This is a genomic window from Nibricoccus aquaticus, assembly GCF_002310495.1.
GTDB lineage: Bacteria > Verrucomicrobiota > Verrucomicrobiia > Opitutales > Opitutaceae > Nibricoccus > Nibricoccus aquaticus.
The window spans coordinates 2,607,795-2,631,035 of record NZ_CP023344.1 but is presented as its reverse complement, the minus strand read 5'-3'; the positions used below and the strand labels follow the sequence as shown (position 1 = coordinate 2,631,035).

22 protein-coding genes are annotated in these 23,241 nt (G+C 62.3%); 17 read left to right on the top strand and 5 right to left on the bottom strand.

From position 1 onward, the window contains the following. Positions 1-13: 13 nt before the first annotated feature. Positions 14-1,066: a LacI family DNA-binding transcriptional regulator gene (locus CMV30_RS10670; protein WP_245844113.1), complete on the bottom strand. Its 1,053-nt coding sequence runs from the start codon at positions 1,064-1,066 to the stop codon at positions 14-16. Positions 1,067-1,214: 148 nt separating this feature from the next. Here CMV30_RS10670 and CMV30_RS10665 point away from each other — a divergent pair, with 148 nt between their 5' ends. The 9 genes from CMV30_RS10665 (at position 1,215) to CMV30_RS10625 (ending at position 13,543) form a co-directional block, all read left to right on the top strand. Beyond that, positions 1,215-2,231, top strand: a complete 1,017-nt coding sequence (locus tag CMV30_RS10665; protein ID WP_096056013.1) for an arabinose ABC transporter substrate-binding protein — start codon at positions 1,215-1,217, stop codon at positions 2,229-2,231. A 112-nt stretch (positions 2,232-2,343) separates the two neighbouring features. Then, positions 2,344-2,688, top strand: a complete 345-nt coding sequence (locus tag CMV30_RS10660; protein WP_096056012.1) for a hypothetical protein — start codon at positions 2,344-2,346, stop codon at positions 2,686-2,688. A gap of 15 nt (positions 2,689-2,703) precedes the next feature. Next, on the top strand, positions 2,704-4,215 hold the full coding sequence (gene araG / locus CMV30_RS10655; protein WP_096056011.1) for an L-arabinose ABC transporter ATP-binding protein AraG: 1,512 nt from the start codon (positions 2,704-2,706) through the stop codon (positions 4,213-4,215). A gap of 185 nt (positions 4,216-4,400) precedes the next feature. Further along, positions 4,401-5,405, top strand: a complete 1,005-nt coding sequence (gene araH, locus CMV30_RS10650; RefSeq protein ID WP_096056010.1) for an L-arabinose ABC transporter permease AraH — start codon at positions 4,401-4,403, stop codon at positions 5,403-5,405. 181 nt (positions 5,406-5,586) lie between these two features. Continuing rightward, a complete protein-coding gene (locus CMV30_RS10645; RefSeq protein WP_096056009.1) occupies positions 5,587-7,245 on the top strand; it encodes a ribulokinase in 1,659 nt (552 codons plus the stop codon). 232 nt (positions 7,246-7,477) lie between these two features. Next, positions 7,478-8,986 carry an L-arabinose isomerase gene (gene araA, locus CMV30_RS10640; RefSeq protein ID WP_096056008.1) on the top strand — a complete coding sequence of 503 codons (1,509 nt, stop codon included), beginning with the start codon at positions 7,478-7,480 and terminating at the stop codon, positions 8,984-8,986. A 353-nt stretch (positions 8,987-9,339) separates the two neighbouring features. Further along, positions 9,340-10,818 (top strand): ATP-binding protein, encoded by a 1,479-nt coding sequence (locus CMV30_RS10635; protein WP_096056007.1) that lies wholly within the window; start codon positions 9,340-9,342, stop codon positions 10,816-10,818. A 36-nt stretch (positions 10,819-10,854) separates the two neighbouring features. Then, positions 10,855-11,754 carry a nuclease-related domain-containing protein gene (locus CMV30_RS10630; RefSeq protein ID WP_175414827.1) on the top strand — a complete coding sequence of 300 codons (900 nt, stop codon included), beginning with the start codon at positions 10,855-10,857 and terminating at the stop codon, positions 11,752-11,754. A gap of 136 nt (positions 11,755-11,890) precedes the next feature. Continuing rightward, positions 11,891-13,543, top strand: coding sequence for an RNA polymerase sigma factor (locus tag CMV30_RS10625; protein WP_138223236.1), 1,653 nt, complete (start codon positions 11,891-11,893; stop codon positions 13,541-13,543). 100 nt (positions 13,544-13,643) lie between these two features. On the opposite strand, the gene CMV30_RS10620 is transcribed toward CMV30_RS10625, so the two are convergent. Further along, positions 13,644-14,618, bottom strand: a complete 975-nt coding sequence (locus CMV30_RS10620) for a sodium-dependent bicarbonate transport family permease (RefSeq protein ID WP_096056004.1) — start codon at positions 14,616-14,618, stop codon at positions 13,644-13,646. A gap of 31 nt (positions 14,619-14,649) precedes the next feature. Then, positions 14,650-15,546 (bottom strand): transcriptional activator NhaR, encoded by an 897-nt coding sequence (gene nhaR, locus CMV30_RS10615; RefSeq protein WP_096056003.1) that lies wholly within the window; start codon positions 15,544-15,546, stop codon positions 14,650-14,652. A gap of 128 nt (positions 15,547-15,674) precedes the next feature. Between nhaR and CMV30_RS10610 the strand changes: the two genes are divergently transcribed. The 3 genes from CMV30_RS10610 (at position 15,675) to CMV30_RS10600 (ending at position 17,943) form a co-directional block, all read left to right on the top strand. Next, complete coding sequence (locus CMV30_RS10610; protein ID WP_096056002.1) at positions 15,675-16,025, top strand: HPF/RaiA family ribosome-associated protein; 351 nt, start codon at positions 15,675-15,677, stop codon at positions 16,023-16,025. A 42-nt stretch (positions 16,026-16,067) separates the two neighbouring features. Continuing rightward, complete coding sequence (locus tag CMV30_RS10605; RefSeq protein ID WP_096056001.1) at positions 16,068-17,105, top strand: TerC family protein; 1,038 nt, start codon at positions 16,068-16,070, stop codon at positions 17,103-17,105. 133 nt (positions 17,106-17,238) lie between these two features. Further along, the gene (locus CMV30_RS10600) at positions 17,239-17,943 is read left to right on the top strand and encodes an L-ribulose-5-phosphate 4-epimerase (RefSeq protein WP_096056000.1); all 705 of its coding nucleotides are present in this window, start codon (positions 17,239-17,241) and stop codon (positions 17,941-17,943) included. Positions 17,944-17,988: 45 nt separating this feature from the next. Here the strand turns inward: CMV30_RS10600 and CMV30_RS10595 are convergent, their stop codons facing one another. Further along, positions 17,989-18,174: a hypothetical protein gene (locus CMV30_RS10595; RefSeq protein ID WP_138223235.1), complete on the bottom strand. Its 186-nt coding sequence runs from the start codon at positions 18,172-18,174 to the stop codon at positions 17,989-17,991. 154 nt (positions 18,175-18,328) lie between these two features. Between CMV30_RS10595 and CMV30_RS10590 the strand changes: the two genes are divergently transcribed. The 3 genes from CMV30_RS10590 to CMV30_RS10580 all read left to right on the top strand — a co-directional run bounded on the left by CMV30_RS10590 (position 18,329) and on the right by CMV30_RS10580 (position 19,808). Next, positions 18,329-18,709, top strand: coding sequence for a DoxX family protein (locus CMV30_RS10590; RefSeq protein ID WP_096055998.1), 381 nt, complete (start codon positions 18,329-18,331; stop codon positions 18,707-18,709). A gap of 236 nt (positions 18,710-18,945) precedes the next feature. After that, positions 18,946-19,278 carry an FKBP-type peptidyl-prolyl cis-trans isomerase gene (locus CMV30_RS10585; RefSeq protein WP_096055997.1) on the top strand — a complete coding sequence of 111 codons (333 nt, stop codon included), beginning with the start codon at positions 18,946-18,948 and terminating at the stop codon, positions 19,276-19,278. Between the two features lie 119 nt (positions 19,279-19,397). After that, positions 19,398-19,808, top strand: coding sequence for a BLUF domain-containing protein (locus CMV30_RS10580; RefSeq protein WP_096055996.1), 411 nt, complete (start codon positions 19,398-19,400; stop codon positions 19,806-19,808). 120 nt (positions 19,809-19,928) lie between these two features. On the opposite strand, the gene CMV30_RS10575 is transcribed toward CMV30_RS10580, so the two are convergent. Next, entirely contained in the window at positions 19,929-20,921 is a 993-nt protein-coding gene (locus CMV30_RS10575; RefSeq protein ID WP_096055995.1) for a hypothetical protein, read from the bottom strand. Positions 20,922-21,191: 270 nt separating this feature from the next. Here CMV30_RS10575 and trhO point away from each other — a divergent pair, with 270 nt between their 5' ends. Both trhO and CMV30_RS10565 read left to right on the top strand, forming a co-directional pair. Next, complete coding sequence (gene trhO / locus CMV30_RS10570) at positions 21,192-22,118, top strand: oxygen-dependent tRNA uridine(34) hydroxylase TrhO (RefSeq protein ID WP_096055994.1); 927 nt, start codon at positions 21,192-21,194, stop codon at positions 22,116-22,118. A gap of 161 nt (positions 22,119-22,279) precedes the next feature. Next, a complete protein-coding gene (locus CMV30_RS10565) occupies positions 22,280-23,215 on the top strand; it encodes a transglutaminase-like domain-containing protein (protein ID WP_096055993.1) in 936 nt (311 codons plus the stop codon). Positions 23,216-23,241 lie beyond the last annotated feature (26 nt).

The window sequence follows — 23,241 nt, the reverse complement described above, 5'->3', positions numbered from 1 at the left end:
GCGCAAGCGCCGGTCAGACCGTCACGACGTGCCGCGCTCGCACTGTCCCACCCTCCACCCACGACCCACTGATCAACGTCGCCCGCGGAAAATCCGGCAGCCCGATCTCATTATTGTGGACCATGCCGACCAGCATATCGACGGCGCCCTCGCCCGTCTGATCGTTGTGCTGATCCATCCCCGCCCAGTCTTTGCACTCCTCGCGATGCTCCAGCTGGATGAGCCCGATGTCGCGCGGCACTTTCATCCCGAGCCCTTCGATCCACGTCTTCACCACATGGTAGAGCGTGAAAATCACATCCGGCTTCGCTTCCTTCAGCCACCCCGCAAACAACGCCGGATCTTTACGCGCCTCCTCTACCTGAAAAAATCCTTCGACTCGATTTTTCACCGCGAGCCCCTGCTGCGCCACCCACATCCCCGAGCCAAAACGCCCGTCCACCAGCCGGTCGATATGCTCGTCCACTACCAACGCAGGCCGTTCATAGCCGAGCGCCCGCGCCTGCTCCATCGCCTGCAACACCAGCGCGTGATGATCCACGCAACAAAACGGCAGCGTCGGGAGCCGCGTGCGCACACCCGTGACCACGCACGCATGATTCTGCCACGTTGAGCCAAACCGCTCCGGGAGCTGATTCTCCTTCATGAGCCCAACAATCAACGCGCCACGGATTCCCCGCGCCTTCAAGATGCGGTCCAACCGGTCACCGTTCAGCTCCGGATCGTGCAACCAGAACTCATCCAGCTTATACCCGTGAAACTCCGCGCGTCTCCGGCATCCCGTTACATACGCTGGCACCGTCGGATGGCTCTTAAACGCCCGCCCATCCTGATTCGCGTTCAATAACGCCAGCGTCCGCCGATACCCCGCCGGATGTGCCTTCCGCAACTCCGTCATCAGCTGCGCGACGACCGGATTCTTCGTGTAACCCATCGTCTTCGCGATCTTCGCGATCCGCTTCCGCGTGTGCGCCGGGATCTGCGGATCGTGACGCAGCGCCAGCGACACCGTGTTCTTCGAAACACCGGCCTTCTCTGCGATGATCGCCATCGTGACACGTGCCATATGCACAGGACTGTAAAGCCCTGCGCCGCTTTGCCAGCCGGAAACAGGAACAAAATATCACCAGCAATCACTAGTCTGCGTCCTTTACGTCGCCCGCACCGCCATCTTTGCTCCCACCTCTTCATACGTATCACCTCTCTGACCCCTCATGAAATCCCTGCGCTTCCTCCTGCCCGTCCTCGCTCTCGGTCTCATCGCCGGTTGCTCCAAAAAATCCGACCCCGCCGCCTCCGGCAGCACCGCTGCAGCTCCCGATAAAGTGAAGATCGCCTTCCTCGTGAAACAGCCCGAGGAGCCCTGGTTCCAGTACGAGTGGAAGGGCGCCGATAAAGCCGCCGCCCAATACGGCTTCGAAGTCATGAAGCTCGGCGTTCCCGACGGCGAAAAAACCCTTTCCACCATCGACACCATCGCCGTCGCCGGCGCCCAGGGTTTCGTCATCTGCACGCCCGACGTCCGCCTCGGGCCAGCCATCATGAACAAGGCTAAACAGAAAGGCCTCAAGGTCGTCACCGTGGACGACCAGTTCGTCAAAGACGGCAAGTTCATGACCGAGGTCCCCTACGTCGGCATGTCCGCCTCGCGCATCGGCCGCAAACAGGGCGAAACCCTCGCCGCCGAATTCAAAAAACGCGGCTGGGCCCTCGAAGAAACCGGCGTCTGCGCCATCACGTTCGAAGAACTGGATACCGCTCGCGAACGCACCGACAACTCCATCGCCGCCCTCAAAGACGCCGGCATCCCCGCCGAGCGCATCTTCAAAGCTCCGCAAAAAACGACCGACATCCCCGGCGCCTTCGACGCCGCCAGCATCCTCCTCACCCAGCAGTCCTCGATCAAACGCTGGCTCATCCTCGGCATGAACGACAACGCCGTCCTCGGTGCCGTCCGCGCCATGGAAGGCCGTGGCTTCACTCACGAGACCGCCGTCGGCGTCGGCATCAATGGCACCGATTGCATCGACGAACTCCGTAAGACCAAGCCCACCCCCTTCTTCGGCTCCATGCTCGCCTCCGCTCCACAAGAAGGCTTCGCCGCCTCCGAGATGCTCTACAAGTGGATCAAAGACGGTACCCCGCCGCCCCTCGATACCCGCACCGAAGGCATCCTCATCACCCGCGAAAACTTCCAGGAAATCCTGAAACGCGAAGGCATCATCGACTGATGTCCGAGGTAGGGCGCGTTAGCCTTAACGCCGCCGGGTTGGATTCCATCCGCGAAATAGCTCCGCCAACCACTCCGCATCGCCCACCTCCCCGCCGCCCCGACCCGCCACCATGATCCTCAATCTGCTGATGTTCTTCGGCACATTCATGGTGGCGAAAAAGCCCTCCGGCCGCCTCCTCGCCGCCGCCGGCATCGCCATCGTCAAAGGCGCCGTGTACTTCATGGCCACCGGCAGCATCTGGTTCGGCCTGCTCATGGGCATCGTCTTTTTTTCCCTCATCTTCGGCATCATCGCCTGCCTCAACCACCTCAACCGCCCCGACCCGGCAATTCCCGTCTACCCGCACCCGTGGGAAAAAGACACCCGCCCCTTTCAGTGGATCTACGTCCCGCTCTCCTTCCTGGTCTTCACCGTGCTCTTCGGTGAAACCGCCATCCACGTCCTCCTCGCCTGACCCGCTCCGTCGCTCATGTCCGCCGCCCAGCCCTACCTCGTCTTCGACGCCATCACCAAAACCTACCCGGGCGTGAAAGCCCTCCGCGGTGTCACCTTCGGCGTCCACGAGGGCACCGTCCACGCGCTCATGGGTGAAAACGGCGCGGGTAAATCCACGCTCCTCAAAGCCCTCGCCGGTGCCCACCAACCCACTACGGGCAGCCTTCGCATCGCCGGCAAAGACCACGTCTTCACCAACACCTCCGCCGCCATGGCCGCCGGCGTCGCCGTGATCTACCAGGAGCTCCATCTCGTCCCCGAGATGACGGTCGCCGAAAACATTTACCTTGGCCATCTCCCCGCGCGCGGCGGCCTCATCGACCGCTCCCGCCTCCGCGAACTCGCCGCCCAGCAACTCCGCCGTCTGGGTGAGAACATCGATCCCGACACCAAACTCGCCAACCTCCCCATCGGTCAGCGCCAGATGGTCGAGATTGCCAAGGCCCTCACGCGCGGTGCCAAGGTCATCGCCTTCGACGAACCCACCAGCTCGCTCTCCGCCCGCGAGATCGATAAACTTTTCAACGTCATCGCCGACCTCCGCCGCGAGGGCTGCGCCATCCTCTACGTCACGCATCGCATGGAGGAAGTCTTCCGCCTCTGCGACGCCTGCACCGTCCTCCGCGACGGCGCGCACGTGAGGACTCACGACTCGCTCAAAGCCATCACGCCCGACGTCCTCGTCAAAGACATGGTCGGCCGCGACATCGCAGATGTCTACGGCTACCGCCCGCGCGCACACGGCGCTCCCGCCCTCGAAGTCGAAAAAATCTTCGGCCCCGGCATCAACGCCCCCGTCTCTCTCAACGTCGCCCGCGGCGAAATCCTCGGCCTCTTCGGCCTGGTCGGCGCCGGTCGCACCGAACTCCTCAAACTCCTCTTCGGCGCCACGCCCGCCACCACCGGCGTCATCCGTATCCAGGAAAAACCTGCGACCATCAAACGCCCCGCCGACGCCATCCGCTCCGGACTCGTTTACTGCACCGAGGACCGCAAAAAAGAAGGCATCGTCCCCGTCGCCTCCGTTCAGGAGAACTGCAACATCTCCGCCCGCCGCCACCACGTCCTCCTCGGCGGCATCATCAACGAGCGCTGGGAACGCGAAAACGCGCAGCACCAAAGCACCTCGCTCGCCGTCAAAACGCCTTCCCTCGGCCAGCTCATCAAAAACCTCTCCGGCGGAAATCAGCAAAAGGTCATCCTCGGCCGCTGGCTCTCCGAAGACGTCAAAGTCCTCATGCTCGACGAGCCCACCCGCGGCATCGACGTCGGCGCCAAGAGCGAAATCTACAACCTCATCTTCAAACTCGCCGCCGACGGCGTCGGTGTCCTCGTCGTCTCGAGCGACCTCCCCGAAGTCCTCGGCCTCGCCGACCGCCTCCTCGTCATGCGCCAGGGCAAAATCTCCGCCGAGTTCCTCCGCGCCGACTTCAACCCCGAGCGCATCCTCGCCTCCGCCCTCCCCATCGAATCTTCCGCCGCCTGACTCATCTTTCTCTTTCCTCTTACTCTTTCTCTGGATCGAGGCAGCTGACGAAAGAGGAAAGAGAAAGAACCCGCCGATCCCTCCACTCACCAACCGCTCCACTCTTCTTAAACTCCGCGCCCTCCGCGCCTCAGCGGTGAATCGATCCGTTTCACTCTTCCCCCTTCACTTTTCACTCTTCTTCCATGTCCGCCTCCGCTCCGTCCACCGCCGCCTCCGCCAAACCCAGCACCACCGCCGCCTTTCTCGATCGCGCCGGCATGTTGCTCATCCTCGCCGCGCTCATCCTGGTCTGCTCCTTCGCGGTCCCCAACTTCGCCTCGCCCAACAACGCCGAGAGCGTCCTCCTCGCCGTCTCCACCGTCGGCATCGTCGCCACCACGATGCTCTTCTGTCTCGCCTCGGGTAACTTCGACCTCTCCGTCGGCACCATCATCCCCGCCGGTGGCGTCCTCTGCGCGCTCATCCTCCGCGACACCGGCAACCTCCCCCTCGCCATCGCCGGCTCGCTCGGTTTCGGAGCCATCGTCGGCCTCATCAACGGCGTCGTCGTCGCCAAATTCAAAATCAACCCCCTCATCACCACGCTCTCCACGATGATGATGGTCAAAGGCCTCGCCTTCGCCTTCGCCGACAGCCGCTCCATCGGCATCAGCCACGACGGCATCCTCGGCCTCGCCAACGCCGCCTTCCCCGTCATCCACAACGACCGCGGCGGCATCCTCTTTCAAATCACCGCCCCCGTCTGGATCTGCTTCGGCCTCTTCGGCCTCTTCGGATTCCTCCTCCAGCGCACCACCTTCGGCCGCAACACCCTCGCCGTCGGCGGCAACGAAGAAGCCGCCCGCCTCGCCGGCATCCCCGTCGATCGCGTGAAGATCACCATCTTCGTCCTCCAAGGCGCCATCGCCGCCCTCGCTGGCACGTTGCTCGCCGCCCGCATGGGCATCGGTGATCCCAAAGTCGCCCCAGGCATCGAGCTCTCCATCATCTCCGCCTGCGTCCTCGGCGGTGTCTCCCTCAGCGGCGGCATCGGCCGCATGAGCTACGTCATCGCCGGCGTCTTCATCATGGGCATCGTCGAAAACGCGATGAACCTTCTGAACATCAAACACGATTATCAGTACATCGTCCGCGGCGCCATCCTCCTCAGCGCCGTCCTCTTCGACCGCTTCCGCCAAAACCGCTAAGCCCAAAGAAACTTTCCGTCTCCTTCGGCCTTCGTCATTCGACCTTCAGATTTCCGTCCGCGCCCGCGCGGACGGCGGTACTGTCAAGCCCCCCAGCCGTTTACCACTCGCCCGCGCTTAACAAGCTCGGGCGCTTCCTTTTTCGGACCGCCCGCCCGCCCACTTTCCGACTCCACACACTATGTTTACCCTCGGCATCGACTACGGCACCAACTCCGTCCGCGCCCTCATCGTCCGCACCTCAGACGGCGCCGAATTCGGCTCCGCCATCGTCAACTATCCCTCCGGCTCGCAAGGCATCCTCCTCGACCCGAAGGACCACAATCTCGCCCGCCAGCATCCCGGCGACTACCTCTTCGGCCTCGAGAAGAGCGTGAAAACCGCCCTCGCCGCCGCAAAAAAGAAACCCGGCTTCAAAGCCGACAAAATCATCGGCATCGGCGTCGACACCACCGGCTCCAGCCCGATTCCCGTCGATAAAAACAACCGCGCCCTCGCGCAGGACAAGAAGTGGGCAAAAAACCTCCACGCCCAATGCTGGCTCTGGAAAGACCACACCAGCTGGCGCGAAGCCGCCAAGATCACCGAACTCGCCGCGCAACACCGCCCGCAGTTCATCGCCAAGTGCGGCAATACCTACTCCTCCGAGTGGTTCTGGTCCAAACTCTGGCACTGCCTCTTCGTCGCTCCCAAAGTCTTCGACGCCGCCTACTCCTGGGTCGAACTCGCCGACTGGATTCCCTCCGTCCTCGCCGGCGTCAATGACCCGACCAAGGTCATGCGCGGCGTCTGCTGCGCCGGACACAAAGCCCTCTACGCCGACGACTGGGGCGGTCTCCCCGACAAGGAATTCCTCACGCTTCTCCATCCGAAGCTGGCTGATCTCCGCGACCGCTTGTATGAGAAAGCCCACGACGCCAGCACCGCCGCCGGCCAGCTCAGCCCCGAGTGGGCCAAAAAGCTCGGCCTCCCCGTCGGCATACCCATCGCCATCGGCGAGATGGACGTCCACTACGGAGCCATCGGTTGCGGCGTAAAAGAAGGCACTCTCGTCAAAGTCATCGGCACCTCGACCTGCGACTGCGGCGTCGTCTCGGCCGACAAAAACGTTCCCGACATCCCCGGCATCTGCGGCATCGTCAAAGGCGCCATCCTCCCCGGCTTCTACGGCATCGAGGCCGGCCAGTCCGCCGTCGGCGACATCTTTAAGTGGTATGTCGAAGGCGTCCTTAAAGACGCGAAACTCCACGCCACCCTCACCGCCGAGGCCGCGAAACAAAAGCCCGGCCAGCACGGCCTCCTCGCGCTCGATTGGAACAACGGCAACCGCACCATCCTCGTCGACCAGCGCCTCACCGGCCTCATGCTCGGCCAGACACTCCACACCACGCCCGCCGAAATCTACCGCGCCCTCATCGAAGCCACCGCCTTCGGCGCCCGCGCCATCATCGAGCGCATCAAAGAATACGGCGTCCCCATCGAGCGCGTCGTCTGCGCCGGCGGCATCGCCGAGAAAAATCCGCTCCTCATGCAGATCTACGCCGACGTCACCGGCTGCACCATGCTCGTCGCCGGCTCCTCGCAAGCCTGCGCCCTCGGCTCCGCGGTCAGTGCCGCCGTCCTCGCCGGTGCGCACAAGGATTTCCCGACCGCGCAAAAGAAGATGACCGGCCTCAAGAAGGTCACCTACAAGCCAATTGCGGCGAACCGCAAAGTCTACGACCAGCTCTATTCTTTGTACCGCCAGCTCCACGACAGCCTCGGCGGTCGCAACAAATCAGCCGACTTGAGCAACGTGATGAAGGACCTCCTCACGCTAAAAGAATCCACCCACGCGTAATCACGTCGTTTTTTGAATCGCAAAGACGCAAAGCCGCAAAGTCCCGAGCCAAGAACTAAATCGCCCTCCGATCTCCGTCATCTGGGTCCCATCTGTGCAATCTGTGGTTTGAAACTCCGGCCTCCGAAACTTCGCTCCGACCTTAGCGCCTTCGCGTCTTCGTGATTCACTCACCACCGCCCGCTTTAGTCTCCGCCTCACTCTTCACCCTTCACTTTTTCCTATTCCATCCATGTCCCTCGTTAACCTGACCACTCCCGAAATCTGGTTCGTCTGCGGCTCGCAGCACCTCTACGGCGAAGGCCCGCTCAAGCAGGTCGCCGCCAACGCCCAGGCCGTCGTCGACGGCCTCGTGAAGTCCAAGCGCCTCCCGCTTCCCCTGAAGTTCAAGGCCCTCCTCGTGGACTCCGACCAGATCGCCAAGGTCTGCGTCGAAGCCAACGCCGACCCGAAGTGCGCCGGTCTCGTCCTCTGGATGCACACCTTCTCGCCGTCCAAGATGTGGATACGCGGCCTCACCTCGCTCAAGAAGCCCTTCCTCCACCTCCACACCCAGTTCAATCGCGACCTCCCCTGGTCCACGATCGACATGGACTTCATGAACCTCAACCAGGCCGCCCACGGCGACCGCGAAGCCGGGTTCATCCACACGCGTCTCCGCCTCGGCCGCAAAGTCGTCGTCGGCCACTGGTCCGACTCCGAAGTCCAGGACCGCATCGGCGCCTGGATGCGCGCCACCCACGCCTGGCACGACTGGCAGGGCGCCCGCGTCGTCCGCTTTGGCGACAACATGCGCTACGTCGCCGTCACCGAGGGCGACAAAGTCGCCACCGAAATCCGCTTCGGGTTCGAGGTGAACACTTACGGCGTCGGCGATCTCGTCGCCAAGGTTAACGCCGTCTCCGACAAGGCCATCAGCGACCTCGTCGCCGAATACGAAAAACTCTACGCCGTCGTCCCCGCCCTCAAGAAAGGCGGCAAGCGCCACGACGAACTCCGTTACAGCGCCCGCCTCGAACTCGGTATGGGCGGCTTCCTCGCCGAAGTCGGCGCGAAGGCTTACACCGACACCTTCGAAGATCTCCACGGCCTCAAGCAACTTCCCGGCATGGCTTCGCAACGCCTCATGGCCGCAGGCTACGGCTTCGGCGGCGAAGGCGACTGGAAGACCTCCGCCCTCGTCCGCGCCATGAAGGTCATGGCCGGTGGACAGCAGACCTCGTTCATGGAGGACTACACCTACCACATGTCTCCGAAAGGCCACCAAGTCCTCGGCTCGCACATGCTCGAAATCTGCCCGTCGATCGCGCAGGGCAAAGCCGCCGTCGAAGTCCACCCACTCGGCATCGGTGGCAAAGAAGACCCCGTCCGCCTCGTCTTCGACGCTCCCGCCGGTGAAGCCCTCAACGCCTCGCTCGTCGATCTCGGCAACCGTTTCCGCCTCATCATCAACGAAGTCAAAGCGGTCAAAACGCCGAAGCTCCCCAAGCTCCCCGTCGCCCGCGCCGTCTGGGAATGCAAACCCGACTTCAAGACCGCCTGCGCCGCGTGGATCTACGCGGGTGGCGCTCACCACACCGGCTACAGCTACGTCGTCACGAGCGAAATGCTCGAAGACTTCGCGACCATCGCCGGCATCGAGACGGTCCACATCAACGCCGACACGACCCTGCCGCAGCTCAAGCAAGACCTCCGCAACAACGAGGTCTACTACCACCTAGCCCAAGGCTTCCGCGTCTAACTATCCGAGGTAGGGACAATGCTCCGCATTGTCCGTCTCGTCCGTTGGAGGCGCGACGCCCCCGTCGCGCATTCCGAGCTCCGCTCTCCTCCCGGCCGGTCTCCCCAACAGGACCGGCCTGTTTTTTCCTCAGACCTCTGCCGCTAAGGAGACCCCGTTTTGATAGCAGCCAAGGCTTGCGACCTTTTCCTCTGCTTCTACGACTTCCCACACAAGGCGGCTTGTACTTAAAAACCAGCCCCCAATGTCACTTCCACCATGAACCTAGATTACTGATGGCCATGCCGAGGCTCAATTAAGTCCAAAGCACCAGCTTTACGCAAATCGCTCTTAACCAGCAGTTTTTTATTTAAGTGGAATCCGGCAACCCCACAAAACCATGGCTTCTCAAAGCAGTAAGTCTGCTGAGAGTCAGCTTGGAACCTCCTCGTCACGAACTCAACGAGCTCGACTGGAAAGCAGCTCTTTCCCCCGACAAAGCCCGGCTAACAGAACACTTGTCAGCACTGTCCAATCAGGCGGGAGGTGGCGTCTTGGTTTATGGCGTCACCAATCAGGGAACTCCCGGCGGGGTGTCTGAAACAGAAATCGCTTCGTGCATAAATCAGCTGGCCAACCTTGGTCGCGACGCACTGGAACCGCCCATTGCCATCGATCATTTCGTGGAGAGCTACCAAGGCGCTCGGCTACTTTTTATCCACGTGCCGGAATCGACAACCAAACCTGTCTATCTACGCGGCAAAACACTTGAGCATGCGTTCATTCGCTCAGGTGGCTCCACCCGCAAGGCATCGCGTCAGGAAATCGGCACCATGATGCTTCATAGCCGTACGCCCAAATGGGAAGATTTGAGAGCCTCTGTGTTGCTAGAGGAAAATGACCTCGCCGGTCGCCTAGATACCGAACCGCTCCTGCGCCTGCTAGAACGCTCCACACCAATTGACCGGGACGCTTTGCTCGCGTGGATGGAACAGGAGTCCTTCGTTCTGAGAGAACAAGGCCCCTCCGGTGGTTACATCACCAATTTAGGAGCGATAGCTGCGGCCCGGCAGATGAGCGAATTCCCATCACTCGAACACAAAGCAGTACGGGTGATCGTTTATGACGGCGTGAACAAAGCGCGTACGAAGCTCGAACAAGAAGGCGGTCGAGGCTACGCCATCGGCTTTCAAGGGCTCATCCGGTTCGTGATGTCACAACTACCGCAAAGTGAAGTGATCGAACAGGCCTTGCGCGAAAAGCGCACTCTGTATCCAGAAATTGCGCTACGCGAAATCATCGCGAATGCGCTAATCCACCAAGATTTCACCACAACGGGATCAGGTCCACTGGTGGAAATTTTTTCTGACCGGATAGAGATTACGAATCCAGGCACCCTCCTGCCTTCAAAGCAGCTGGACCGATTAATCGGAACCCAACCCGAATCCCGAAACGAACGTCTGGCCAAAGCTTTTCGGCGCATGAAAATCTGTGAAGAGCGTGTATCCGGCCTCGTGAAAGCGGGACTGGAAGTAGAGCTCTACGGATTACCACCCATTCAATTTACAAGCCCTCCCGGCTTTTTTAAGGCCACATTGTTTGCTCCGAAAACCTACGCGCAAATGTCGCCAAACGAACGCCTCGACGCCTGCTATCAGCACGCCGTGCTCAAATTTCTGTCGAGCGCCACCATGACGAACACGTCATTGCGCGAGCGATTGAAAGTGCCTGAAAAGCAGCGTTCGATGATATCCGTAATCATTCAAGAGGCCATCGAAGCAGGGCGTATCAAACCTGCGGATCCGGACAATAAATCGAAAAAGTTCGCCGAATATATTCCTTATTGGGCGTAAGGCAGATTTTTGTCCGGTGCCCACAGTCTAATGTCCATGACCTGGAAACCCGCCCTCTTCGCCGTCGGCTACTTTTGGTTTTTTATCCTCTGCACGCTCGCAGTGCTTGCGTGGGAGAAGCGGAAAAAGAAACGCCGTACCCCCTTCGGCAACGAACTCAAACTCCTGCGCAGTCCTGGAGAGACGCAGCTAAAGCAGGTCCTCAAGTTCGAGGAAAATCTCCTTTTCCACCTAGCGCTTGTCTGCGGACTGCCCATGGGAGTGATCACGCTTTTTCTTCTAGGCGTAAAGCACCTGCCTGGTACCGCGCAGCTCGTGGGTCTCGTAGTCACACTGATCGCTTTTCTCGCCGCCTACATCGTGGCCCTTCGCTGGTTCACTCGCCGACTAAGCGAAAATAGCAACCGCTACCTCGGTTACTTTGGCGAGCGCTACGTTGCCGAAGCGCTGGAGCCGCTCAAGGCACGCGGCTGGCGAATCTTTCACGACGTTCCTGCGATGAACAACGGGCACTCGTTCAACCTCGACCACGTCGCAGTCGGTCCCGGAGGAGTTTTCTGCCTCGAAACCAAAACCTGGCGCAAAGGCCCGGCTCTTCCCGGCCGCAAAGAACACTCCGTCTCTTTCAACGGTAGCGATCTCGAGTGGCCTTGGGGCGCCGACAACGCCCCGCTCGATCAAGCCGAACGCAACGCCTCCTGGCTCGCGCGCTGGCTCAAAAACAACGCCGAGCCCGCCGCTGTCTCTCCCCTCCTCGTTCTTCCCGGTTGGTGGATCGATCTTCGGCCGCCCAGCCAGACATCGCGCACCACCCGCGTGATGAACGAAAAATGGCTGGAGAAACAGCTGGGCAGCGCCGAGCCGATCCTCGGCCAGAAACAGATCGCAACTATCGCCACCGCGCTCGAAAAACACTGCCGCGACGTCGAATACTAAATCGCTGGGCCCATTTTTTGTCCCCGTCAGGTCTTCGAAATAAGACGCGACAATCCACCGCTGTTCTTCACGCGGCCAGCAGCACAGTCCGAAAAATTCCCCGTCACCTTTCCCCCGCCCCCAACCACTGGAGAGCGTGAAAACACTCCCGACCTCCTCAGCCGCCGCCCGCCCCAATCAGGAAACCGTCCTTGTCGCCGCCAGCCTCGGCGGTGACCGCGCTTCCTTCGGCCAGCTCGTCTCCCTCCACCAGGCCGCCGTCTCCGGCGTCGCGTATTCGATCTGCGGTGACTTCGCCGCCAGCGAAGACCTCGCCCAGGAGGCCTTCGTCGCCGCCTGGAAACAACTCCCCGACCTCCAGGACCCCGCCCGCTTCCGCGCCTGGGTCTGCGGCATCGCGCGCCTCCTCGCCCTCAATTACGTGCGCACCCGCGCCCGCCACGCGCTCGACGACGTCACCGATCCTGAATCCCAAAACCTTTCCCTCGACGAACCATCTCCCCGCGACGCCGCCACGACGGAAGAAGAAAAAGCCCTGCTCTGGCGCACCCTCGCGCGCCTACCCGAAAACTACCGCGAGCCCCTCGTGCTGTTCTACCGCGAACAAAAATCCATCGCCCAGGTCGCCGCCGCGCTCGAACTCACCGACGACGTCGTGAAACAACGCCTCAGCCGCGGCCGGGTCCTCCTCCGCGACGAACTCTCCAGCGTTCTCGAAACCGCCCTCTTCCGCACCCGCCCCGGCTCTGCGTTCACCGCCGCCGTCCTCACAGCGCTGCCACCCGCCCTCGCCGCCGCTGGCATCGCCGCCTCGGCCGGAACAGCCAAAGCCGCTTCGCTCGCGGGCGCCGGCTCTTCGAAGAGCTCTGCTACCGCCGCATCGACCGCGGGTATCTCGCTCCTCGGCACCGTCGCCAGCGCCATCATCGGTCTGCTGGGAATCTACGTGGCGTTCCGGGTGTGGCGCGGCGCCCGCATCGACCCGGTTGTCCGTACTCTGCTGCTCCGCGTCTTCGCCGCATCCACCGCCGCCGCCGGGCTCTTCGGCGGCGCCTTCACTTGGGTCGCCTTGACCAAAAACGCCGGCCTCGCCTCCACCGGCCTCTCGACCGGCACAACACTCACCGGGCTCACGCTCGGCTACCTCGCTCTCCAGAGTGTGATCGCCGTCTTCCTCTTCGCGCGCCTTCAAAAACTGGCCCGCGCGTCCGAGGCAGCAAAATTACCCCAGCTCATCATCCTGCCCACCACTCGAAGCCCACGCCGCTACGAATCCCGTATCCGCTTTCTGGACCTACCACTGATCGCCATCGCTCAAGGCGCCGATCCGGTGCGCGGTGAACGCATCGGTATTGCCCGCGGCTGGCTCGCTTTTGGTGACGTTGCCTTCGGCGGTCTCGTCGGCATCGGTGCCGTTACGCTCGCGCCAATCTCGATCGGTGCAGTCAGCGCCGGCCTCGTCTGCATCTCCGGCATCGGCCTGGGCGCTCTCTCGTTTAGCAGCGCAGCGTTCGGCGTCCTCGCTTTCGGAGGCCTCGCTTTCGGCTGGAGTCTCGCCGTAGGTGGCCTGGCGTTCGCGCACGACATCGCACTCGGCGGCATCGCGATCTCCCGCGAACTCGCACTCGGCGGGCTTGCCTATGCGCCCGACGCCAACACCGCCCACGCCTGGCAAACCTTCCAATCCCACCCGCTCTGCCACGCCATCCTCCACTGGCTTCCCCACGCCAGTCTTCTTTCTCTCCTCGCCGTACCCTCCCTCTACTTCGCCGTTCGCCGCCTCAAATAGTCCGGGAAACGAATCCCACCCCAACACCGCCGGCCAGACCTATGGCCGGCTTTTTTCCAAATCTACCCATGCCTCTCTGCGTTGTTCGGCGAACTCCCCCTCACCCGATCCGCCCGACCCACCACATGTAGAGCGGAATCCCCAGCGCCAGATTGAAGGGAAATGTCACGCCCAGCGCCGCCGCGATCGAGAGCCCCGTATTCGCTTCGGGGATAGCCACCCGGATCGCCGCCGGCGCCGCGATGTACGACGCGCTCGCCGCCATCGTCGCGAGGATCACCGCCCCGCCCTGCGACAACCCGCTCAGCAATCCCAACCACCCGCCCAACGCCCCGACGATCAGCGGACAGACGATCCCGAACGTCACCAGAAACACCCCCGCCTTCTTGATCTCCGGCATCCGCTGCGCCGCGACGAGCCCCATTTCCAGAATGAAAAACGCCAGGATCGGTTTGAACGCATGCACGAACAACGGTTCAAACGAAGCGAACCTCCCAGGCCCCGACAAAAACCCCACCGCCATCCCCGCCAGCAGCAGAAACACCGAGCGGTTCAGCAAAATCTCGTGCACGATCGCCCCGTAACTTTCTCCCGCCTTCCCGCTCTCGCTCGCGACACTCGCCGCCTTCGCGCCCGACCGATGCAAAAAAATCGCCACCAGGATCGCCGGGATCTCCAGCAGCACCAGCAACACCGGCAAAAACCCTTCATGCTGCATCTGCGCACGCCGCACCATCTCCAGCCCCGCCGCAAACGTCACCGCACTCGCCGATCCGTAGTGGGCCGCCAATGACGCCGCATCCGCCCGCCCCAGCTTCCCGATCCGCATCGCCACCGCAAAAACCACCACCGGGACAAACAACCCCAGCCCCAGCGTCGCCAGCGCGGGCATCACAATCTCTCCCGCCGACACCTGCGCCAGCTGCACGCCGCCCTTGAGCCCGATCGCGAGCAACAGATACGTGCTCAACAACTGATAAACCGCGTCGGGCAGCTTCAGGTCCGAACGCAAAACGCCGCCGGCAAAGCCGACCACGAAAAACAGGAAAAGCGGATCGAGTAGATTTTCGAGCATATGAAAAAAGTCGTGCGCGCGCTCCCTCCGCTCAGGCGAACAGCTCCCGCGCTCCCTCCGTGATCAGCGTCACCGCCGGATGCGAAATCCGCCGCTCCGCCGTGATCGCGTACACATTCTCCACGCAGCGATCCGTCGCGCCGATCACATGCAGCCCATAGCGCGCCGTGGCTTCCGTCGCCACGATCGTCGGAATCGCCACAAACCCCTTCCCCTCCGCCGCGACCACTTTCATCAGCGCCGCATCCTCGAAATCCGCCACCACCTGCGGCCGCACCCCAATCGCTTGAAACCATTTCTCCAACGAGCGCCGTAACGCCGTCGTCTCCGCCGGCAGCAACGCCCGCGCATGATTCAGCGACTTCGGGAAACCGCGCTTCAACGCCGCCGCCAGCTTCCGCTCCGCGCAAAACGTCACGCCCGACTCGCCCAGGTGATGATTAAAAACGCGCCCTTGGTGCGAACTCGAAGCCGGCTCGTCCGCCAGCACGATGTCCAGCCGGTGCGCCGCCAGATGCGCGATCAACTCCGCCGCCTTCCCTTCGCGACAGATCACATGCACCTGCTGCGCCATCTCGAAAACCGGCTTCAGGATTTCGTTCGTCACCAGCTTCGGCAGCGCGTCCGCCACCCCGACATGCAGCCGGATCGCCTGCGCCGACGGGCTCTGCTTCACCGCATTCGCCAGCTCCCGCCCCAGATTGAAAATCTCGTCCGCGTACCGCAGCGCGATCTGCCCTGCATCGGTCAACACATTCGCCCGCCCCTGCCGCCGGAAAAGCCTTTCGCCCAGCGCCTCCTCCAGCTCCCGGATCTGCGCCGAGATCGAGGGTTGCGACACATGCAGCCGCTCCGCCGCCTGCCGCAGCCCGCCTTCCTTAGCGACCGTCCAGAAATAGCGCAGATGATGATAATTCAGCCAGTCCATGCGGGTTCCTCGTTTCGCTTAATCCTAAGCATTCAGTTGAAACATCGTATTAGTCGAAGCGGCTTTCTGGCGCTAATCTCGGCGCCGTCAATCTCTCCGCTCAACAAAACCATCCGCTTCCCTCCCTCATGAAACTCACCATCCGCAACTTCACCACGCGCTCCGCCCATGCCCTCGATTCCCTCATCGAAACCCGCCTGATCGCCCTCGCCGGCCGCGTCCGCATCGACGATGCCACCGTGCTCGTCGAACACCGCGCCGACGCCAGCCCACCCTTCCGCGTCGAGATCCACGTCGCCGTCCCCGGCCCCGATCTCAGCACCGAGCGCATCGATAACACCCCCGTCCAGGCCTTCACCCGCGCCGTCGAAGACATCGAAAACCGCCTGCGCGAACGCTCCCTCAAACGCCTCGGCCGCGCTAGCTCCCGCGCCCACCGCACGTCCCGCCACATGCGCTCCGCCCGCATCTGTCGATAATTCCCGCGCGCCGCCTCGTATCCAGCCACTCCCTTCAACTGAATGCCTGCCTACAGCCTGTTCCCGCTAGCCGACTATTGGTGGTTCTACGCCCTCTTCACGCTCGGCGTGCTCGGCCTTCTCGCCCTCGATCTGGGCGTCTTCCATCGGGACGCCCACGAGGTCAAAACCAAGGAAGCCCTCACCTGGAGCATCGTCTGGATCAGCCTCGCGATGCTCTTCTGTTTCGGCCTCTGGAAATACGCCCACTGGAAACTCCCGCAGGACCCGCGCCTCCTCGCCGAGGGCATCACCGCCGCACAAGCCGCGTCACTCGCCGACCAGACCGCCCTCGAATTTCTCACGGGCTTCGTCATCGAGAAATCCCTCTCGGTGGATAACATCTTCGTGTTCGTCGTGGTGTTTTCCTTCTTCGCCATCCCGCCGAAATACCAGCACCGCGTGCTCTTCTTTGGTATCCTTGGCGCGCTCGTCTTCCGCGTCATTTTTATCTCCATCGGCTCCACCCTCATGCAGTGGCACTGGGTCATCTACCTCTTCGGCGGCTTCCTCATCCTCACCGGCATCAAGATCCTCTTCGCTCCCGAGAAGCCCATCGAGCCCGAGAAAAACCCGCTCATCCGCCTGCTCCGCCGCATGATTCCCATCACGCCGCAGCTCGAAGGCGACCGCTTCTTCCTCCGCAAAAACGGCGTGCTCCACGCCACCCCGCTGCTCGTCGCCCTCGTCTTCATCGAGCTCAGCGACATCGTCTTCGCCGTCGATTCCGTCCCCGCCATCTTCGCGATCACCAAGGAGCCGCTGATCGTTTTCACCTCCAACGTATTCGCGATCCTAGGACTCCGCGCCCTATTCTTCCTGCTCGCCGGCGTCATGCATAAATTCTGGGCCCTCAAGTTCGGCCTCGGCATCATCCTCGTCTTCGTCGGCTTGAAGATGGTCTGGCTCAACGACGTCTTCGGCGGGAAATTCCCCGTCACCTGGTCCCTCGGCATCATCGGCGGTATCCTCGCCGCCTCGGTCGCCCTCTCCCTCTGCGTCCCCCGCAAGCCGTCCCACCCGCTGCCCGGCACCACGTGACGGAACAGCGCCGCGTCCCTCGCGCGGCCCGCCGCCGCCCCGTTTTTCTCCGTGACCTCCGCGCCTGCTCTCGTCTCCTCTGTGTAAAGTCCGCTTCTCCTCCTACTCTCTACTCGCTACTTTCCCTTTCCCCATGCTCGAAGAACTCAAACGCGAAGCCTACGAAGCCAACATCGCCCTGCCCAAGCACGGCCTCATCAACCTCACCTTCGGCAACGCCTCCGCCATCGACCGCAGCAAAGGTATCTTCGCCATCAAACCCAGCGGCGTGGACTACGTTTTCCTCAAGCCCGACGACATGGTCCTCGTCGATCTCGACGGCAAACAGGTCGAGGGAAAACTCCGCCCGTCCTCCGACACGCCCACCCACCGCCGCCTCTTCCTCGCTTTCGAATCCATCGGCGGCGTCGTGCATACACACTCCTCGCACGCCACTGCTTTCGCGCAGGCCGGCCGCTCGATTCCGATTTTCGGCACCACACACGCCGACTATTTTTTTGGAGACATCCCCGTGACGCGCAAAATGACCCCGCAGGAAATCGCCACCGCCTACGAATGGGAAACCGGCAACGTCATCGTCGAGCGTTTCACCTCCGCCAAGTTTGATCCCGCCGATTTCCCCGCAGTCCTCGTCAACCGCCACGCGCCGTTCACTTGGGGCCACAACGTCGCCAAAGCCGTCGAGGTTTCCATCGCCGTCGAGTGCATCGCCCACATGGCGCTCATGTCGCTCCAGCTCGAACCCAAGCTCCCGACCATCGAAGCCGAGCTCCTCAACAAACACTTTAAACGCAAGCACGGCCCCGGCGCTTACTACGGCCAGACCGGCAACTGCTGAAAAATTTCCGTGGCTAGTGCGCGTGATTCCTCACGCCCCGCTCACTCAGGATTTTTCGACGCGCTTTGTCTTCGGAGCGCGTTTTTTTGCGGCCGACTTTCCCGTCTTCTTCGCGGGCCCCGCGAGCCCGCCCTCTTGAATCGTCTCCATGATTTTCACCGCCCCCAGCAATGACTGGACGGCTTTTTCCAAGGCTTCGACACGCGCAGTCAGTTTAGAAAGATCACTCATGAAATGACCGTTTCCCGCCATCGCGCTAAACGCAACCCGCGCCCGTCCTCACGCACAATCATCCATAACGCGCCCCATCCGTGAACCCGGCCAATTCCCTAAAGCCCCACCCCCGCCCACGAACTGCCCAGAGATTATCCGGTCACACGCCTACATGAAACCCGTCGTCCGCTGGCTCCTCGCCCTCTTCTTTGTCATCGCTGGCGCGAATCATTTCCGCACCCCTGAGATTTACCTCGGCATGATGCCTCCCTGGCTCCCCGCTCCCGACCTCATGAACACGATCAGTGGCGCAGCCGAGATTTTCGGCGGCATCGGTCTTCTCATCGCCGCCACTCGCCGCGCTGCCGGTTGGGGCCTCATCGCCCTGCTCATCGCCGTCTTCCCCGCCAACCTCCACGTCGCCCTCCAAGGCCACATGCCCGGCACCGATTTCTCCCCGCTCACCCTCTGGCTCCGCCTGCCCTTCCAAGCCATCTTCATCGCCGCCGTCTGGTGGGTCGCCGTAAAACGAATACCCGGCGAACACTCCTGAGCATCCCAACCGCGCGCTTCCGCCGTCGGCATCTTTGCGCGCTCTGCGCTTTTTGTGGCCACCTCATGATCTGAAATGCTGCCGGGATAACTCACCTCGCTGCGCCCTCCCCCGCTCTCGTCTCGCCCCTTCCGTCCGCCCCTCTTCTTGACCCTCCCCCATCTCACCGCTGAAGTCGTCATTCCAATCGACCTATCTTTCAACGCTTCACCGTTCCTCCTCCATACTCCCTTCCCATGAGCACCACCGACCTCCAAATCGAATCCCTCAAAACCGGCACCGGCGCTTCCCCTAAAAAAGGCGACTCCGTGACCGTCCACTACACCGGCTGGCTCACCGACGGCTCCAAGTTCGACAGCTCCGTCGATCGCGACGAACCCTTCACCTTTGTCCTCGGCGCGAAGCAGGTCATCGGCGGCTGGGATCAAGGCGTCGCCACTATGAAGATCGGCGACAAAGTGAAACTCACCATCCCTCCGCACCTCGGCTACGGCCCCCGCGGCTACCCCGGCGCCATCCCGCCCAACGCCACTCTCGTTTTCGACGTCGAACTCCTCGCCATCGGCTGAGCCGCCTCCGCCGCGTAGCCGCGAGCGCCAGCGAGTGGTCCCCTCCCTCGCCTCGCATTTTTCTCCCCGTCGCGCGGCTTCAGCTTCCGCGCCTTCGTGACGATGACCGGTCATTCGCCATGCTCATCAACCTCGTTTACGTCAGCGCCGCCACCGACCTCCTTCCCAAGGAGGAACTCGTGGCCTTGATGCAAAAATGCTCTGCCCGTAACGCCCAATCCGAACTGACCGGCCTGCTCCTCTACAAAGACGGCAACATCATGCAGGTGCTCGAAGGCCCGGAGCAAAACGTGGAAACCGTCTTCGCCCGCATCAAACACGATCCGCGCCACAAAAACCTGCTCGTCCTCCTCAAAGAACCCATCCCCGCGCGCAATTTCCCCGACTGGGGCATGGCCTTCCGCGACCTCCGCTCCCGCGAACTCCGCGACATCCCCGCCTACAACGAGTTTCTGAATACGCCGCTGACCGATTTCACCACTCCCGCCCAAAGCCGCAAACTCCTCAACGTCTTCCGGCAGACCATGTGACCAGGTGCGCATCCGCGCTGCGGTTTTCTCCAAAGAGAAAACCCGCGCCGTCCTGAGACAACGCGGGCTGATAGATCAAGGAACCGAATTGAAATTCCGCGGCCGTGTCAGGCTCGCGCATCAGGGCTGTGGAAACGGATGACGCGAAACTTCGGGGTACTCTGCATTCCACCAACGTTTAGCGCCCACCTGCCCGCCCCAGATTGCCGCACCAGCGCCGACGATGAACGCGATGAACGTCCAGATCGCCGTCTTCGTCGCGGCATCAGCCGCCTTGTCCGCAGCCTCGCGCGCCTTCTGCTCAGCCATTTCCTTCTTGGCCTGCAGCTCTTGCTTCACCCGGTCGTAAGAAGTGACCCACTCGCCCACCATGCGCTCAGCGTCCGCCTGACTGCGACCTGTCGTTTGCGCGATGGTCTGCGCAAGTGCGGCGCGGTTTTCAGTCGAAGATGAGCCGCCCTCCTGGGCGAACAGACGATAGAGCGACCAGCTGATTTCGCGGCGCGCCTTGGCAACATTGACCTGACCCTCGCGGCCGTTCTGGCCGTTTTGCGCCGGCGTCACCTCATCGAGAAAACTGGATACAACGCCTCCGTTGCCCTGTGTGAATTCCTGAATCGCATCGCCTGCCGCAGGCGCGGCGGCACCGGCCGCAGCCCCCACTCCGGCACCGGCGACAGAAAGCGTTTTACCCGCCAGTTTTGCCGTGCCCGACGCAAGAGCGCCCGCACCGAGCGTGAACGAAGCGAACGTCACCACCGTCGCCAGGCTCCACACCACGAAACCGTGCAAACGCCCGACCCGGTGGTTGGCGACATCCGCGAAACGCGCCGCCACCCAGCCACCGATCCACAGCGCGATCAGCGCGCTGATCGTCCAGCTTATGCCCGCAGCGACAGTGATGTCCGCAGCCACATTATCGTTAGTGAGCGGCTGCGCGGTTTGCAGACCGATACCGAGACTGAGCAACGTGAGCAGCAGATGCGCGCTCAGTGCTGCGACCGAACCCGCGAAAATCGCGCCCCACGAAAGGGCGCGCGCGGAAGAAATGAAAGATGTCGTCGGTGCCGATACGGCGACCGGGACTGCCTGTGGCTGTGTATAAGTGCTCATGGAATGTGGCTTTGGTTGTGGGGTTGAAGTGCTGCGTTTCATTGAACCGCAGATTGTTCTGCCTATCGCTTCGTTCGTGCCACGGGACGCCCCCGGGCGGATGCTTCTGCCCTTCAATGAATTAAATTCAGAGCACTTCGCCGCCAGTTGCAGACTGCATCCGCCTCGATGCCTGCTGCGGCGCAACATGCAGTTTCTCGCCGCGCAAAAAATGCGCAGAGCAACGGCTTGAGCCAACCGCATTGAATTCCCACGCTCTTCCTCTCTCGCATGTCCGCCGCCCGCCTCACCGTCCTCCTCTACTACAAGTACGTCCTCATCGCCGATCCCGCCGCGCTCATGCGCGAACAACGCGAACTCTGCGAACGCCTCGGTCTGCGCGGCCGCATCCTCCTCGGCACCGAGGGCATCAACGGCACCGTCGCCGGCTCCGAAGCCGCAACCACCGCCTATCAACAAGCGCTTCACGCACGCCCCGAGTTCACCGACGTCGTCTTCAAAATCAGCTACGCTGACTCCCAACCGTTCCCAAAACTCGATATCAAAGTCCGCCGCGAAATCGTCACCCTCGGCGCCGGCTCCGAACTCGATCCCACCAAAGACACTGCGCCCCACCTCACGCCCGCCGAGTGGAAACGCACGATTGAGCAGGAAGACGTCGTCCTCTTCGATGCCCGCAACCGCTACGAATCCGAAGTCGGCCGCTTCAAAGGCGCGATCCTCCCGCCCATCGAAAATTTTCGCGAGCTCCCCGCCCTCCTTCCGCAGTACGAAAACCTGAAGGACAAAAAAATCCTCATGTACTGCACCGGCGGCATCCGCTGCGAAAAAGCCTCCGCGCTCTTCCGTCAGGCTGGTTTCAAAAACGTCTTCCAGCTCGAAGGCGGCATCGTCAGCTACGGCGACCAGGTCGGCGACGCCCACTGGGAAGGCGACTGCTTCGTCTTCGACGAACGCATGACCGTCCCCGTCGGCACCAAGGAGCCAAAAGCGCCCGTAGGTCGCTGCGAACACACCGGCCGCGCCACGCGCAACGTGATAAACTGCCTCCACGATCCCTGCCATAAGATCATCATCGTCGCCGAGGAAACCCTCGCCGAAGACCCCGACGCCCGCCTCTGCCGCGACTGCCGCCGCGTCGGCCTCACCTCCGCCACCGCCGACTACCTCGGCAGCCCGGCGCGTTCCGCCAAGTAGGACCGTACACCCACGGTCGCGCCTCGACTTCCCCCACCCCACGCACTCGTTCAACGCGCGGGTTTTCGATGCCGCACACCCGCCAGCACACCACCCTGATTTTTCCCCGCGGCTTCCAAGAATAACCGCGCCACTGGCTCAGTATCTGCGTTCATGCCGCCATGACTTCCCCCCGCCGCTCGCCCGTTTTCGACATCACGCTGCGCGTCGGCTGCAACCTCACCTACGAAGTCACCGGCCGCGCCACCCTGCTCCTCAACGTCCAGCCCCTCCGCGACCGCCAGCACCTTGTCCTCGCCGAAAGCCTCAGCCTCGGCCCAAACCTCCCCGCCGAGGAATTCGTGGACAGCCACGGCAATCACGTCTTCCGCCTCGATCTGCGCCCCGGTACCAACGTCATCAAACACGACGCCATCGTCTCCGTCTCCTCGAAGCCCGACAACCACGACCTCACCGACAAACGCCCCACGCCCGTCGAGGAACTCCCGCCAGAGTATCTCCGCTACACACTCCCCAGCCGCTACTGCGACTCCGACAAACTCACCAACTTCGCCTGGGAAAAATTCGGCCACGTCGAACACGGCTGGCCCCGCGTCCAGGCCATCAGCCTCTGGCTGCATCAGAACATCAAGTACACCTACATGTCCGGCCGCCCCGATCTCTCCGCGTGGGATATTCTCCAGCGCGGTTACGGCGTCTGCCGCGACTTCGCCCACCTCGCCGTCGCCCTCAACCGCACGTTCAACATTCCCACCCGCTACGTCACCGGCCACCTGCCCGACATCGCTTATCCCGATCCGGAAAATCACATGGATTTCCACGCCTACGCCGAAGTCTATCTCGGTGGCCACTGGCACACCACCGACGCCCGCTTCCACGTCCCCCGCATCGGCCGCGTCAAAGTCTCCTGCGGCCTCGACGCCGTGGACGGCGCCTTCTCCACCATCTACGGCGGCGCCACGCTCAGCTTCTTCCAAGTCTTCGCCTACCAAATCGCCCCCGGCACCGTTACCGTCGGCGACCCGCTAGACTTCACCCAGCGCCTCGACAATCAGGTCAACATCCAGACCAACGCCCTCGCGGACAACGCTCGCTGACACGCGCACGGTCTGCACCGTGAACC

Excerpts from the sequence above, each read along its gene's own strand:
- CMV30_RS10600 (WP_096056000.1), top strand. The coding sequence starts at position 17,239 with ATGCTCGAAGAACTCAAACGCGAAGCCTACGAAGCCAACATCGCCCTG.
- CMV30_RS10595 (WP_138223235.1), bottom strand. The coding sequence starts at position 18,174 with ATGAGTGATCTTTCTAAACTGACTGCGCGTGTCGAAGCCTTGGAAAAA.
- CMV30_RS10630 (WP_175414827.1), top strand. The coding sequence starts at position 10,855 with ATGACCTGGAAACCCGCCCTCTTCGCCGTCGGCTACTTTTGGTTTTTT.
- CMV30_RS10575 (WP_096055995.1), bottom strand. The coding sequence starts at position 20,921 with ATGAGCACTTATACACAGCCACAGGCAGTCCCGGTCGCCGTATCGGCA.
- CMV30_RS10605 (WP_096056001.1), top strand. The coding sequence starts at position 16,068 with ATGCCTGCCTACAGCCTGTTCCCGCTAGCCGACTATTGGTGGTTCTAC.
- CMV30_RS10670 (WP_245844113.1), bottom strand. The coding sequence starts at position 1,066 with ATGGCACGTGTCACGATGGCGATCATCGCAGAGAAGGCCGGTGTTTCG.
- CMV30_RS10590 (WP_096055998.1), top strand. The coding sequence starts at position 18,329 with ATGAAACCCGTCGTCCGCTGGCTCCTCGCCCTCTTCTTTGTCATCGCT.
- araG (WP_096056011.1), top strand. The coding sequence starts at position 2,704 with ATGTCCGCCGCCCAGCCCTACCTCGTCTTCGACGCCATCACCAAAACC.
- CMV30_RS10610 (WP_096056002.1), top strand. The coding sequence starts at position 15,675 with ATGAAACTCACCATCCGCAACTTCACCACGCGCTCCGCCCATGCCCTC.
- araH (WP_096056010.1), top strand. The coding sequence starts at position 4,401 with ATGTCCGCCTCCGCTCCGTCCACCGCCGCCTCCGCCAAACCCAGCACC.
- trhO (WP_096055994.1), top strand. The coding sequence starts at position 21,192 with ATGTCCGCCGCCCGCCTCACCGTCCTCCTCTACTACAAGTACGTCCTC.
- CMV30_RS10585 (WP_096055997.1), top strand. The coding sequence starts at position 18,946 with ATGAGCACCACCGACCTCCAAATCGAATCCCTCAAAACCGGCACCGGC.
- CMV30_RS10665 (WP_096056013.1), top strand. The coding sequence starts at position 1,215 with ATGAAATCCCTGCGCTTCCTCCTGCCCGTCCTCGCTCTCGGTCTCATC.
- CMV30_RS10620 (WP_096056004.1), bottom strand. The coding sequence starts at position 14,618 with ATGCTCGAAAATCTACTCGATCCGCTTTTCCTGTTTTTCGTGGTCGGC.
- CMV30_RS10565 (WP_096055993.1), top strand. The coding sequence starts at position 22,280 with ATGACTTCCCCCCGCCGCTCGCCCGTTTTCGACATCACGCTGCGCGTC.
- araA (WP_096056008.1), top strand. The coding sequence starts at position 7,478 with ATGTCCCTCGTTAACCTGACCACTCCCGAAATCTGGTTCGTCTGCGGC.
- nhaR (WP_096056003.1), bottom strand. The coding sequence starts at position 15,546 with ATGGACTGGCTGAATTATCATCATCTGCGCTATTTCTGGACGGTCGCT.
- CMV30_RS10660 (WP_096056012.1), top strand. The coding sequence starts at position 2,344 with ATGATCCTCAATCTGCTGATGTTCTTCGGCACATTCATGGTGGCGAAA.
- CMV30_RS10645 (WP_096056009.1), top strand. The coding sequence starts at position 5,587 with ATGTTTACCCTCGGCATCGACTACGGCACCAACTCCGTCCGCGCCCTC.
- CMV30_RS10580 (WP_096055996.1), top strand. The coding sequence starts at position 19,398 with ATGCTCATCAACCTCGTTTACGTCAGCGCCGCCACCGACCTCCTTCCC.